Source organism: Pseudomonas sp. B34(2017) (assembly GCF_002112915.1).
GTDB lineage: Bacteria > Pseudomonadota > Gammaproteobacteria > Pseudomonadales > Pseudomonadaceae > Aquipseudomonas > Aquipseudomonas pharyngis.
On sequence record NZ_NEJA01000003.1, the window covers coordinates 656,238 to 670,527 of the forward strand.

9 protein-coding genes are annotated in these 14,290 nt (G+C 61.4%); 5 read left to right on the forward strand and 4 right to left on the reverse strand.

The annotated features are described in order from the left end of the window. The first annotated feature begins 387 nt into the window (after nucleotides 1-387). The 3 genes from CAF80_RS12705 (at nucleotide 388) to CAF80_RS12715 (ending at nucleotide 7,127) form a co-directional block, all read left to right on the forward strand. Complete coding sequence (locus CAF80_RS12705; protein ID WP_085667414.1) at nucleotides 388-3,840, forward strand: GMC family oxidoreductase N-terminal domain-containing protein; 3,453 nt, start codon at nucleotides 388-390, stop codon at nucleotides 3,838-3,840. A gap of 148 nt (nucleotides 3,841-3,988) precedes the next feature. Next, nucleotides 3,989-5,857, forward strand: coding sequence for a hypothetical protein (locus tag CAF80_RS12710; RefSeq protein WP_085667415.1), 1,869 nt, complete (start codon nucleotides 3,989-3,991; stop codon nucleotides 5,855-5,857). A 25-nt stretch (nucleotides 5,858-5,882) separates the two neighbouring features. Further along, nucleotides 5,883-7,127 carry a metallophosphoesterase gene (locus tag CAF80_RS12715; RefSeq protein ID WP_085667416.1) on the forward strand — a complete coding sequence of 415 codons (1,245 nt, stop codon included), beginning with the start codon at nucleotides 5,883-5,885 and terminating at the stop codon, nucleotides 7,125-7,127. A gap of 127 nt (nucleotides 7,128-7,254) precedes the next feature. Here CAF80_RS12715 and gbcA read toward each other — a convergent pair whose 3' ends face one another. Then, nucleotides 7,255-8,547 carry a glycine-betaine demethylase subunit GbcA gene (gene gbcA, locus CAF80_RS12720; RefSeq protein ID WP_039768012.1) on the reverse strand — a complete coding sequence of 431 codons (1,293 nt, stop codon included), beginning with the start codon at nucleotides 8,545-8,547 and terminating at the stop codon, nucleotides 7,255-7,257. A gap of 293 nt (nucleotides 8,548-8,840) precedes the next feature. Between gbcA and gbcB the strand changes: the two genes are divergently transcribed. Continuing rightward, nucleotides 8,841-9,941: a glycine-betaine demethylase subunit GbcB gene (gene gbcB, locus CAF80_RS12730; RefSeq protein ID WP_011336281.1), complete on the forward strand. Its 1,101-nt coding sequence runs from the start codon at nucleotides 8,841-8,843 to the stop codon at nucleotides 9,939-9,941. Between the two features lie 229 nt (nucleotides 9,942-10,170). Here the strand turns inward: gbcB and CAF80_RS12735 are convergent, their stop codons facing one another. From CAF80_RS12735 to CAF80_RS12745, 3 genes are all read right to left on the reverse strand, one after another. After that, on the reverse strand, nucleotides 10,171-10,995 hold the full coding sequence (locus CAF80_RS12735) for an NAD(P)-dependent oxidoreductase (RefSeq protein WP_039768013.1): 825 nt from the start codon (nucleotides 10,993-10,995) through the stop codon (nucleotides 10,171-10,173). A gap of 452 nt (nucleotides 10,996-11,447) precedes the next feature. After that, nucleotides 11,448-11,981 (reverse strand): transposase, encoded by a 534-nt coding sequence (locus tag CAF80_RS12740; RefSeq protein ID WP_085667417.1) that lies wholly within the window; start codon nucleotides 11,979-11,981, stop codon nucleotides 11,448-11,450. 336 nt (nucleotides 11,982-12,317) lie between these two features. Continuing rightward, complete coding sequence (locus CAF80_RS12745; RefSeq protein ID WP_039768015.1) at nucleotides 12,318-13,358, reverse strand: low specificity L-threonine aldolase; 1,041 nt, start codon at nucleotides 13,356-13,358, stop codon at nucleotides 12,318-12,320. A gap of 128 nt (nucleotides 13,359-13,486) precedes the next feature. Between CAF80_RS12745 and CAF80_RS12750 the strand changes: the two genes are divergently transcribed. Further along, nucleotides 13,487-14,197, forward strand: a complete 711-nt coding sequence (locus tag CAF80_RS12750) for a TraX family protein (RefSeq protein WP_085667418.1) — start codon at nucleotides 13,487-13,489, stop codon at nucleotides 14,195-14,197. Nucleotides 14,198-14,290 lie beyond the last annotated feature (93 nt).

A 14,290-nucleotide genomic window follows, 5' to 3' on the forward strand; every position in this document is an offset into this window, starting at 1 on the left:
CCCCCGACGTGCTTAGTCCAAAAGGCAATTGATCAGATTTCATACAGTTCTAAGAACCCGCCTTGACTTCGATCCGGTGCCTGTCTTCACTGCAATGGCACAAGGACAGCTGTCACTTATCCACATCTGGTTCAGGGAGAACGCGTGATGGATACCCAGCCACACCGCTTACCCCCCAATCCCTGCACGCTCCGTGCTCTGCCGGCACCTTCGCCGCGCAAGCGCACGTTGCGTCGTGCCGCCAATCAGCACGCCCGTCTGTAGCGCCTGATTCCTGCCCAAACCGCTGTACTGCCGTCGGGATTTCCCGGAGGCCAGGTGCCCGTTCGCCCATTGATTGCAGGCAACCGCAGAGTTGCCCCATCTGCCTGAGAGAGGAACCACCTCATGACACGGATCGCAACGCCCATCAGCGACATCAAGGAACACTACGACGTGATCGTCATCGGCTCCGGGTACGGCGGCGGCATTGCCGCGTCGCGCCTGTCCAGGGCCGGTAAAAGGGTCTGTCTGCTGGAACGCGGCCGGGAAATCCAGCCCGGCGAATACCCCAACACCATGATCGCCGCGACCGAAGAATTGCAGGTGCACGACCCGGACGGCCACATCGGCTCGCGCACCGGGTTGTTCGACCTGCACGTCAACGCGCAGCAGAACGTGGTGGTCGGTTGTGGCCTCGGCGGCACGTCGCTGATCAATGCCAACGTTTCCCTGGAGCCGACTGTCGATGTGTTTCAGGATCCGCGCTGGCCATTGGCGGTGCGCGAAGACCACGACGGCTTGCTCCAGTTGGGTTACCAAAAGGCCCGGGAGATGCTCAAACCCAATCCCTACCCGAGCACCTCGCCGAACCTGCCGAAACTCGATGCCAACAAAAAATCCGCAGATTTCCTCAAGCAAGGCGCGCACTTCTACAAGCCGCCGATCAACGTGACCTTCGACAAACTGCCCAATAACCTCAACCACGTCGGCGTCGAGCAACTGCCGTGCAACCACTGCGGCGACTGCGTTTCGGGTTGTAACAACAAGGCCAAGAACACCACGCTGATGAACTATCTGCCGGACGCCACCAATCACGGCGCGGAGATTTTCTGTCAGGCCCAGGTGCGGCATCTGGAGCGCGACGGCAATGGCTGGATCGTGCACTTCCAGTACCTCGATAGCGGCCGCGAGAAGTTCGATGCGCCGACGCTGTTCGTGAAGGCCGACATCGTCGTGGTGTCCGCCGGCACCCTCGGCTCCACTGAAATTCTGCTGCGTTCGCGGGACAAAGGCCTGGCGATGTCCGGCCAGCTCGGCGAGAACATGAGCGGCAACGGCGACATCCTCGGCTTCGGCCACAACTGTGAGCAGACCATCAACGGCATCGGTTTCGGCCCGCATTCGGCCAAGGAACTGCAACCGGTCGGCCCGTGCATCACCTCGATCATCGACATGCGCACCGAGGGTGACCGCAGCAGTCGCATGGTCATCGAGGAAGGCTCGATCCCCGGCGCGCTCGGCCGGCCGATGGTGCCGGCGATGGCCGGGTTCGCCGAAATGATCGGCAAGCCCACCGACGACAGCTTCAGTGGCAAGGTGAAGTACAAGGAGCGCGAAGCCGAAAGCTTCCTGCGCGGCCCGTATCACGGCGCGCTGCACAACATGCAGACGTACCTGATCATGAGCCACGACAGCGGCCAGGGACGCATGGTTCTCGACAGCAAGGATCAACTGCGCATCGACTGGCCGGGTGTCGGCGAGCAGGAAAACTTCAAGATCGGCAACCAACGGCTGTATCAGAGCACCAAAGCCCTGGGCGGGATCTGGGTCGAGAATCCGATCTGGACCAAACTGCTCAAGCACAGCATCGTCTCGGTGCATCCGCTGGGTGGTTGCGTGATGGGCGAAGACGCCGCACAAGGCGTGGTCAACCACAAGGGCCAGGTGTTCAGCGGCGCCAGTGGCACCGATGTCTACGCCAACCTGTACGTGACCGACGGCGCGGTGATCCCGACGTCACTGGCGGTCAATCCGCTGCTGACCATTTCCGCCGTGAGCGAGCGCAACATGGGATTGCTGGCGGCAGACCGAGGCTGGACGATCGACTACACGCTGCCGTCGGCGCCGCGCAAACAGACCGCGCCGCCGACCCTCGGCGTGCAGTTCACCGAAACCATGAAGGGCTACTTCTCCCGCGCTTTCACCGCCGCGCAAAGCACCGACCTGAAGGTTTATGAGGCGGCCGCCAAACGCGGCGAGGCGGACAACTCGCCGATCGACTTCACCCTGACCATCACCGCCAACGACCTCAACCGGATGATCAAGGAGCCGGAACACGCCGCGACCATCGTCGGCACGGTGATCGCCCCGGCGCTGTCGCCGGAACCGCTGACCGCCAGCAACGGTGTGTTCAACCTGTTCGAGCAGTTCGAGCAGCAGGTCGATACGCGCCACATGAAGTACGACATGAAACTGACCGCCGAGGACGGCAACGACTACTTCTTCAGTGCCTTCAAGACCGTGCCGGAAGACAACGGCGTGCTGAATATCTGGCATGACACCAGCACCCTCTACGTCACGCTGTATCGCGGGCCGGACAAGACCGGCGAGGTGATCGGCTCCGGAGTGATGCACATCAAACCGACCGATTTCGCCAAGCAGATGACCACCATGAAAGTCCTCAATGCGCGCAACGAGCGTGAGCGCATCGAAGGGCTGGCGCGGTTCGGCAAGTTCTTCGCCGGGATTCTCTGGGAGAGTTACGGCGGGGTGTTCGCCGGTGACAAATATTTCAACCCCGACGCGCCGCCACGGCTGAAACGGCCACTGGATGCACCGACGCCTGCCGTGCATTTCTTCTCCACCGAAGACGGCGTGCAGTTGCGCCTGACCCGTTATCAGGCCGGCAGCAAAGGACCGGTGATGCTGGTGCATGGTCTGGGGGTGGGCTCGAATATCTTTTCCACCGATACGATCCAGACCAACCTGCTCGAATTTCTGTGCAAGCACGACTACGACGTGTGGCTGCTGGATTTCCGGGTGAGCATCCTGCTGCCGGCAAGCAAGAAAGAATGGAACGGCGACCAGATCGCCCAGTACGACTTCAAGGCCGCCATCGCACAGATCCAGCAGGAAACCAAAGCCAAAGACGTGCAGTGCGTGGTGCATTGCTACGGCGCGACGACCTTCTTCATGTCGCTGCTCGCCGGTTTGCAGGGCGTGCGTTCGGTGGTCTGCTCACAGATTGCCGCCGACACGGTGGTCGCGACGGCAACGGGGCTGAAGGCCGGTCTGCACTTGCCGGGGATGCTTGACGCAATCGGCATCAAATCCATGACTGCCTACGCCGACAGCAAGGAGAACTGGTTCAACCGGCTCTACGACAAGGCGCTCAACGGCTACGCGCGGATCGAAGCCCAGGGCTATTGCACCAACCCGGTGTGTCACCGCATCACCTTCATGTACGCCTCGCTGTATCGCCACGACACCCTCAACGAGACGCTGCACGACAATCTGCACGAGCTGTTCGGCGAGTCGAACATCGAGACCTTCGAGCACCTGGCGCTGATCGTGCGCAAAGGGCATCTGGTGGATTTCAAAGGGCACGACGTGTACATGCCGCACTTTGATCGGCTGACCATGCCGATCTGCTTCATCAGCGGCGCCGACAACCAGTGTTATCTGCCGGAGAGCACGCTCAAGACCTATCAGCGGGTTTGCGAGAAGCACGGGCCGGAACGCTACAGCCGGCATGTGGTGCCGGGTTACGGCCACATCGATTGCATGTTCGGCAAGAACGCGGTGGTCGATGTGTACCCGATCATCCTTGAACACCTGGAGAAAACAGCCCTCGGATAGCCCCCGATCGTATCGATCGTTCCCACGCTCTGCGTGGGAACGCCGCCATGGACGCTCTGCGTCCGCTTTTGTGACGCGGAGCGTCACGAGATGCATTCCCCCGCGGACGGTTCGACGCTTCGACGGGGGAACGATCTGGGGAACTGATATGGACAGCTACATCCGCTGGTTTCAACGCTTCATCTGGCTCGGCATTGCGATGAACATGGTGTTCGCGATCCCGGCGCTGTTTGCGCCGGGGTTGCTGACATCGGTGGTCGGCCTGCCGCCGCAACTCTCCGACCCGTGGCTGGAAAACGCCGGGATGCTGCTGGTCGGCATCAGCGTGTTCTACATGCCTTCGGGCTTCAACGCGCCGCGCTACGTGGTGCATTCCTGGTTGTGCGTGCTGACGCGGCTGATCGCCGTAGCGTTCTGGATCTACCTGATCAACACCAGCAGCCAGGGTTCGGTGTTCGTGCCGATGCTGATGGGCGACCTGAGCTTTTTCCTGATCCTCGGCATCCTGCTGTACCTCGGCACCCCCCCTGAAAACCGACCCTTGGCGCTGCTCTGTGACGGCTGGCGCGAATGGCGGGCGGCGTGGGCGCGGCACTGGCAGAGCCACGGGTTCAAGGTCGGCACGCTGGTCGTGGTGGCGCTGCTGGCGTTCATCGGTTACCAGACCTGGTATCAGATGCTGCGCGTGGTGCCGGAGCAGGATTACGCCTCCGACGAAGACCACTACAAATACGCCGCGATTGGCTTGGGCATCGAAGCGCGAATCCCGTATTACCTGTTCTCGGTGCTGCCGCAGATGTGCCCGGAAAAGCTGCCGAAACCCGGTGGCTGGGAAGTCTTCGGTTTCCTGTTCGAGAACGGCAAGGACCTGCCGATCGGCATGGCCAAGCGGCAGATCGGCTACCCGACCGTCGAGCCGAACTGCGCGCTGTGCCACACCGGTTCCTACCGGGCGAATGCCAGCGACGTCGCGGTGAATGTGCCGAGCGCACCGGCCAACACCCTGCAACTGCAAGCCTTCCAGTGGTTCGCCTACGATTGCGCCAGCGATCCGAAATTCACCACCGACGCGGTGATGGCGGCGATCAACAGCAAGTTCCAGCTCGGCTTCTTCGAGAAGATCTACAACCGTTACCTGATCATCCCGATGGCCAAGACCGCGCTGCTCAAACAGAAGCAGGCCTACGCCTGGCAGAAGCTGCGCCCGCAACAGGGACCGGGGCGTACCGACACCTTCAACCCGACGAAGATGGTGGTGTTCGGCTTCCCGGATGACTCGACCATCGGCACCGTCGACCTGCCGCAAGTGTGGAACCAGAAACCCCGGGAATCGATGTACCTGCACTGGGACGGCAATAACAACAAGATCCACGAGCGCAACTACGCCGCCGCGATGGCCGTGGGCGCGACGCCGGAGTCGGTGCTGCCGCCGAGCTTCAATCGGGTGACCAACTGGCTGCTCGGGCACAAGGCGCCGGCGTGGCCGTGGGCACTGGATCAGGCCAAGGTCGCTCAGGGCAAACCGGTGTGGGAGGCTAACTGCGCGGGTTGTCACGATTTCGGTCGCGTCGACACCGGGCAGGTCACCACCAACATCGACCAGCTCGGCACCGATCCGCACCGGCTGAACTCGTTCACCACCGGGCTGGTGGCGGCGTTCCACACCTTCAAGAAACCGCCGTTCGATTTCGGTGCCTACCGCAAGACCCAGAGCTACAGCAACACGCCCACCGACGGCATCTGGCTGCGCGCGCCGTATCTGCACAACGGCTCGGTGCCGACCCTGTGGGACTTGCTGCAACCGCCGGAAAAACGCCCGCAGGTGTTCATCACCGGCTCCGATGTCTACGACCCGGTCAACGTCGGCTTCGTGACCAGTGGCGCCCAGGCCAAAGCCTCGGCGGACTTCACCTACGACACGCGCCTGGAGGGCAACCACAACAGCGGTCACCTGTACGGCACGACGCTGTCGGACGCCGACAAGCGTGCGCTGATCGAATTCATGAAAACCCTGTGAACCCCTACGGATAGAGGATTACGCCATGTCAGCGGTTGGTCATCTGAAACACGAATACGACAAGGTCAAGCTGCGCCTGCACGGCTTGTTCACGCGCATCGAAATGGCCTGGATGAAGCTCATCAGCGAGCTGGAGCCGCAGGAGTTTCAAGCCATCATCAAGTTGCTCCAGCGCGGTCACGATCAGGCGCAATACGTGCTCAAGCACGGCGAGCTGCCGACCGACGAGCCGGCGGTGCCGTGGGAGTTGTCCCACGGCCTGTCGATCCTGCGTATCGGCAACGCGACGCCGTTGCCGCAATCGCCCGATCAACTGCAGACCAAGGTGCTCAAGGACGGCACGCTGCTGGGCTGCCGCAAATGGGAGCTGCTGGATCTGCTGTGGAGCGAGGCGCTGCTGAAGTGGATCGAGAACCTGCGCCATCACGCGACCTTCGGCACCGATCCGGCACTGGTGAAAATGGATCGCGAAGTGACGCTGGCGATTGCCGGCGACTGGGGCACCGGGCCGTTCAACAGCCATGCGCCGGCGGTGTCGGTGGCCAACCAGATGCAATTGGCCAATGCCGATTTCACCATTCACCTGGGGGATGTCTATTACGCCGGCACCCACTCCCAGGAAGACACCGACATGGCCGGCTGGCCGATGGGCACCCACGGTTCGTTCACCCTCAACTCCAATCACGAGATGTACAGCGGCGCCCACGGCTATTTCAAGGAGCTGGCCGCGCGTTTTCCGGGGCAGCAGGGCACCAGCTACTTTGCGCTGATCAATGACGACTGGCTGATTGTCGGTCTGGACACCGCGTACGCCTCGGATGTCATGAACCTGTACATGGACGGCACACTCAACAAACCGCAGATCGAGTGGATGAAAAGCCTGCCCAAACGCAAGAAGCTCATGGTGCTCAGCCACCATCAGGGCTTCGACATCACCGGGCACAACAAGACCGCGCTGTATCAACCGGTGTGCGATGCACTGGGGCGCGAGCCGGATTACTGGTACTGGGGGCATCTGCACAATGGCATCGTCTATGCGCCGCAGGGTGGGCTACACGCGCGCTGTGCCGGGCATGGAGCGATTCCCTACGGCACCACCAGCGAGCTGAACGGGCATTCGCGGGTGCTGTTTTCGGAGACGCAGGATGCCAACGATCCGGACTATCCGCTGCGGGTGTTGAACGGGTACGCGAAGATCAGGTTGGTGGGGGAGGAGATTTTCGAGGAGTTTATCGGGGAGGATGGATCGGTAAGGTGGTCATCGCAATGATCGTTCCCACCCTCCGCGTGGGAACGCCTCAATGGACGCTCTGCGTCCGCTTTTGGGACGCAGAGCGTCCCGGGCTGCATTCCCACGCAGAGCGTGGGAACGATCTGTCACTTGCCAGCGATGCTTTTTAGCCTTGGACCGGCACGCCTTTGAGGTACGGCGCAGGCTCGGCGCCGAGGTTGCTCAGCATCCGCTCGCTGTACCAGTCCACGAAGTTGACTACGCCGAATTCATAGGTCTTGGAGTACGGCCCCGGCTGGTACGCGGTGGAGTTGATCCCGCGCTGGTTCTCTTCGGCCAGACGACGGTCCTGATCGTTGGTCGCGTCCCACACCTGGCGCATGCGTTCGACGTCGTAATCCACGCCTTCGACCGCATCCTTGTGCACCAGCCATTTGGTGGTGACCATGGTTTCCTGAGCGCTGATCGGCCACACCGTGAACACGATGATGTGGTCGCCCATGCAGTGGTTCCACGAGTGCGGCAGGTGCAGGATGCGCATCGAGCCCAGGTCCGGGTTCTTGATCCGGCCCATCAGCTTGGCGCAGCCCTGTTTACCGTCCATGGTCATCGACACGGTGCCCTTGAGCAGCGGCATGCGCACGATACGGTTGCGCAGGCCGAAACTGGCGTGGGCGTAAGGGATCTTCTCGGCTTCCCAGGCAGCGGCGGAGGCGGCGACGTGGTCCTTGAACGCCTGATCGGCGCGCGGGTCGGTGACGTCGTCCCATTCCAGCAGGGTTTTCAGCAGTTCCGGGTGCGAACCGTTGCAGTGGTAGCACTCGCGGTTGTTTTCCAGCACCAGTTTCCAGTTGGCCTTTTCCATCAAGGTGGTTTGCACCGCCACCTTGGTGTTTTCCATGTCGTACGGTTCCATGTAGTGGTTCAGCGTCGACAGGAAGTCATCGATGGCCGGCGGGTTCTCCGCCAGACTGATGAAGATGTAGCCGCCGGCAGTCTTCACGTTCACCGGTTTGAGGCCGTACTGCTTCATGTCGAAGTCGGCGCCCATCTCGGTGCCGGCGAACAGCAGGCGACCGTCCAGCTCATACGTCCACTGGTGGTAATGGCAGACCAGTTTGGCGACCTTGCCCTTGTCGCTGGTGCACAGGCGCGAGCCACGGTGGCGGCAGACGTTGTGGAACGCGTGCACCACGCCTTCGGCACCGCGAATGACGATGATCGGGTTCTTGCCGATCTGCAGCGTGATGTAGTTGCCCTTGGCCGGGATCTCGCAGGTCATGCCGGCGATCAACCACTCTTTCTGGAAGATCTCCTGCATGTCGATATCGAACAGGCGCTCGTCACTGTAGAACGGTTGCGGCAGCGAATAGGTGCGCTCGCGTTCCTGGAGCATTTGTGCGGTGGCCTTGCGTGCGGGTTCCAGCGGGTCGCCCAGGCTGATTTTTGCGGTGTCCATCGATGAATTCCTCAAGGCCATCTGCGTGGCCGCGAAAGTGGCTGATCGGGTGTGCGGCTAAAGGGTGCAACGCAAGGTGTAAAGAATCTGTTTGTGTTGGGGCGAGTGTGGGGCCGCCGCTGCCCGGAACCTTATCCATGGGCGACATGGTGCAATCTGTTCCCGACGCGCAACCCCCGGTGGTTGGGGGCTGGTCGCGATAAGTATGTCAATGTCGCGGATAGGTAAACGGGGCGTTCGCGCTATACGCAGAATCGCCACATGAAGGCCGACAGTCGGCCGTGGAGAACAGCATGTCGAACAGCTTCCTGAATCCGGTCACCACCCAGACCTGGGCCAATGGCCGACACATCGTCCGTTGCGTCAAAGTCATCCAGGAAACCTGGGATGTGCGTACCTTCTGCTTCATGGCCGACCAGCCGATCCTGTTCTTCTTCAAGCCCGGGCAGTTCGTGACCCTGGAGCTGGAAATCGAAGGCCAGCCGATCATGCGTTCGTACACCATCTCCAGCTCGCCGTCGGTGCCGTACAGCTTTTCGGTAACCATCAAGCGCGTGCCGGGGGGCAAGGTGTCCAACTGGCTGCACGACACGCTGCATGAAGGCCAGGAGCTGGCGGTGCACGGGCCGGTCGGGCTGTTCAACGCCATCGACTTCCCGAGCCCGAAAGTGCTGTACCTGAGCGGCGGTGTCGGCATCACCCCGGTGATGTCGATGGCGCGCTGGTTCTACGACACCAACGGCAACGTCGACATGACGTTTATCCACAGCGCCCGCTCGCCGAAAGACATCATTTACCACCGCGAGCTGGAACACATGGCGTCGCGGATCGACAACTTCAGTCTGCACCTGATCTGCGAGAAGCATGGACTGGGCGAACCGTGGGCCGGTTATCGCGGCTACCTCAACCATAAGATGCTGGAACTGATGGTGCCGGACTTCCTCGAGCGCGAAGTCTTCTGCTGCGGCCCGACGCCGTACATGACCGCGGTCAAGCGCCTGCTGGAAAACGCCGGCTACGACATGAAGCGCTATCACGAGGAATCCTTCGGCGCCACGCCGCCGGAAGCTCGTGCCGATGCGGTGGAGCAGGCCGAACAGGCGGCGGAAGCACCGGAAGTCCCGGCGGCTGATCTGCACCTGGTGGAATTCACCTCTTCGGACAAGAGCATCCGTGTTGCGCCGGGCGAGACCGTGCATGCGGCGGCTGCCAAGGTCGGCCTGATGATCCCGAAAGCCTGCGGCATGGGGATTTGCGGGACGTGCAAGGTGCTCAAACTGGGTGGCGAAGTGGAGATGGATCACAACGGCGGGATCACCGAGGACGACGAGGCGGAGGGGTACATTCTTTCTTGCTGCAGTGTGCCGAAGGGGGATGTTCGGATCGAATATTGAGTGGTTCTTCAAAAGCCCCCTCACCCCAGCCCTCCCGAAACGTCGGACCGCCCGGAGGGAGAGGGAGCTGATTGGGGGATGTTCAAGGAATACGCCGACCTGAATCTTCTTTGCCGAATCCATAATCGATAAGGTCTTGCAGGTCGATGTGGCTCGCCAAAACAACTCGGTCGATTCCCTCTCCCTCTGGGAGAGGGCTAGGGTGAGGGGGATTTCACAGACTTGCTGATCAATCCACAAACAAATCCGTCATCAACTTCGCATCACTCCCCGGCTCAAAACGGTAATGATCGAATTCGGTCACACCGCTTTCGCGCAAAATCTCCTCATCAATCAACAACCGTCCGGTAATTCGCCGTCCGCTGCTGTCCAGAATCACATGTGCCGCATCCGCCATGATCGCTGGCGTGCGCGCATGCTTGAACGACTCGCGATTGCCCAGCTGAAATTCGATCGCCGCCGTGGCGATCATGGTCTGCGGCCACAGCGAATTGACGCTGATCCCGTAGTTGGCGAATTCCTCGCTCATCCCGACCGTCAGCATGCTCATGCCGTACTTGGTCACGGTGTAGGGGCTGTATTGCGCGAACCATTTGCTGGCCAGATTCAGCGGCGGTGACAGGTTGAGAATGTGCCCGGAGGATTTCTTCAGGTAGGGCAGGGCCGCCTGGCTGCACAGCAAAACCGCGCGAGTGTTGATCTGGTGCATCAGGTCGAAACGCTTGAGCTCGATGTGCTGCACACCGGTCAACTTGATCGCCCCGGCGTTGTTCACCAGCGCATCGATCCCGCCGAAATGTTCATTGGCCTGGGCCAGCGCCTGACGCACCGCGTCTTCATCACGCACATCCAGTTGCAGCGCCAAAGCCTTGCCGCCGGCCGCTTCGACTTCGGCGGCGACACTGTGGATGGTGCCGGGCAACTTGGCGTGCGGCTCGGCGCTCTTGGCCGCGATTACGATATTGGCCCCGTCCCGCGCGGCCCGCAGCGCAATCTCACGCCCGATGCCACGGCTGGCGCCAGTGATGAACAGGGTTTTGTCTTTCAGCGACATGCGGATGCTCCTGCTTATTGTTATGTGAGCGATGGCTCGACAGACAATGTAGACGATGGAGCTGAAACGATAGGGAGCCAGATCGTTCCCATGCTCCGCGTGGGAATGCAGCCTTTGACGCTCCGCGTCATGGCGATGCCTGGCGTTGCATCAGTGGTGGGGCAGGAACGCGGAGCGTTCCGGTATGCATTCCCACGCGGAGCGTGGGAACGAGAAGGGTAAGGAGGTCGATGTGACCTAGCGTCAGGAGGCGACTGTGGCGGCGGTAAGAGAGTCAGTTGTCGCTTTGAGTGGTGATCGTTCCCACGCTCCGCGTGGGAATGCAGCCCTTGACGCTCCGCGTCATGACGATGCCTGGCGTTGCATCGGTGGTGCGGCAGGAACGCGGAGCGTCCCGGTATGCATTCCCACGCAGAGCGTGGGAACGATCTGCGTGTGGGATACCGGGAGCTTCAGTACCAGCGCTGAACCTCGATCAACCCATCCAGCCCTGCATAGTTTCGGGCGCTTGAATACCGCCAGTGTTCCGGTAACTCCACATAACCACGCTTTACCGGGTTGTTATGGATGTAATCGAGTTTCTGGCGCATGACTTCTTCGCTGTAGACCATCTCCGCGTGAGCACCTTCCTGCCACATCTGATACACCCGATCTTCCTTGTGTGCCCGTTTGCTGAAGCGAAGGCGCTTCAATGCTCTTTCGGCGCCCCTGTTTTGCAGGTCATCAATGATCTGTCGGGCGGTGAAGGATTTGAATTGGCTCAGGCATTTGCTCAGGTCAGGCGCCTGGGCGACGAAGTGCAGGTGGTTTTCCAGGATCACGTAGCCGTAGAGCTTCAGTTGCTGGTGGGATTGTTGATAGCGCCAACAGTTGAGCAGGTGGTCGACGAGGTAAGGGCGGACGAACAGTGGCAGCCACTCCACCAGCGTGCAGGTCAGGAAGTGAGGCTTTTCAGATTCGGTGATGGTGTAGCGGCTTCGGCCCATGGGATTCATCCTTGAATCTTGCGGTGCTGCTGAGAGGAACGCGGAGCGTCCCCGGATGCATTCCCACGTGGACGGTTCGACGCCTCGACGGGGGGACGAGCAGAGTGGGGTGGTCGGAGTGATCGCGCTAGAGGCGAAGTCTGTAGCGGCGGTGGGAAAAGTCATCTGTAGCTTTTGATCGTTCCCACGCTCCGCGTGGGAATGCAGCCATTGACGCTCCGCGTCATGACGGTGCCTGGCGTTACATCAGCGGTGGGGCAGGAACGCGGAGCGTCCCGGTATGCATTCCCACGCGGAGCGTGGGAACGATCAGGAGAAGGGGGAGGAAGGGATAAATCAGGCCGACATGACTTCGCGGATGTCGCGCGCCAGTTCGCGTACGCGTTCTTCTTCGGTGTCCCACGAGCACATGAAGCGGGCGCCGCCCTTGCCGATGAAGGTGTAGAAGCGCCAGTTCCTGGCGGTCAGGGCGGCAATCGCCGGTTCTGAGAGCTGCAGGAACACGCCGTTGGCCTGGACCGGGAACATCAGTTCCACGCCCGGGATGTCGCTGACCAGTTCGGCCAGCAGTTGCGCGCAGTGGTTGGCGTGGCGGGCGTATTTGAGCCAGGCGTCGTTTTCCAGGATGCCGACCCACGGCGCCGACAGGAAGCGCATCTTCGACGCCAGTTGCCCGGCCTGTTTGCAGCGGTAGTCGAAGTCTTCGGCCAGTTTGTGGTTGAAGAACAGGATTGCCTCACCCACCGCCATGCCGTTTTTCGTGCCACCGAAGCACAGCACGTCGACGCCGGCCTTCCAGGTCAGGTCCGCCGGCGAGCAGCCGAGGAAGGCGCAGGCGTTGGAGAAACGCGCGCCGTCCATGTGCAGGTTCAGGCCCAGCTCCTTGCAGGTGTCGCTGATGGCGCGGACTTCTTCCGGGGTGTAGACGCTGCCGACTTCGGTGGCCTGGGTCAGGGTCACGACGCGCGGTTTCGGGTAGTGGATGTCCTGGCGCTTGAGGGCGACTTCGCGGATCGAGGCCGGGGTGATCTTGCCGTTTTCAGTACCGGCGATCAGCAGTTTCGAACCGTTGGAGAAAAATTCCGGTGCGCCGCATTCGTCGGTTTCGACGTGGGCGGTTTCCGAGCAGATCACGCTGTGGTAACTCTGGCACAGCGACGACAGCGCGAGGGAGTTGGCGGCGGTGCCGTTGAAGGCGAAGAACACTTCGCAGTCGGTCTCGAACAGCTTGCGGAAATCATCCGAGGCGCGGGCTGTCCATTCATCGTCGCCATAGGCGCGCTGGTGGCCGTGGTTGGCCTGTTCCATGGCAGCCCAGGCTTCAGGGCAGATACCGGAGTAGTTGTCGCTGGCGAATTGTTGGCTCTTGTCGGTCATGGCCGGCTTCCGTGATCGAGGCGCTTGTGGCGCTTCGTGGGGTCAATGATGGTGCGCACTGTACCGAAGATCATCCGGGGAGCACACGGGATGTCGCTGTCAGAACATTACAGGGATGCGAGCCGATTATGCACCTGAGCCGGCGCGACGGCGCACTCGATCTGCTCAAGTGGCTGGCGCTGCTGAGCATGCTGCTCGATCACTTGCGATATGTCGGGATCAGCGCCGATTGGCTGTATGTGCCGGGGCGGCTGGCGTTCCCCTGGTTCTGTCTGGCGATGGCGGCAAATCTGGCGCGGGACGGCGCGCGCAAGACCGAGTGGCGCTATCTGGGCTGGTTGCTGCTGTTCAGCCTGCTCAGCGAGATTCCCTACCGCTTGTACATTCCCGAGCCCGACACCTTGAACGTAATGCCCACCCTGGCGCTGGGCCTGCTGGTGGCGCGGGGCTGGCAGGATCGAGCGCTGATTTCGCGACTGCTGGGCGTCAGTGCTTTGCTGGTGGCCGCGCTGTTCCCGGAGCGACTGATGTTCGGTCTGTTCGGCGTCCTGCTGCCGCTGGCGATGTTGCTGGTGTTTCGCAAACCCTGGTATTTCAGCCTGCTGCCGGGGCTGGTGTGTCTGGCGGCGAATCAATGGCGGGTGCTCTACGAATCCGCGCAGTTCGGTAACCTGGTCGCCATCCTCGGGATTGCGACCTGCCTGATCGCGCCACTGCTCGGAATGTTCCTATTGCGACACGCCACTTGCCTCCACGCGCCACCCATGCGGCGCTGGGCGTATGCGCTCTATCCCGCGCATTTCGTGGTTCTTCTGGCCCTGCGCCAGCTGCTTGTTTGAGTCCGTCGTCCCTGCCATGTCGTAAACGCACCTTTGCGTGGCGTCCGTAGGCATTTGACCTCCCTGCGCCGGCCATACCATCGCATCAAAGGG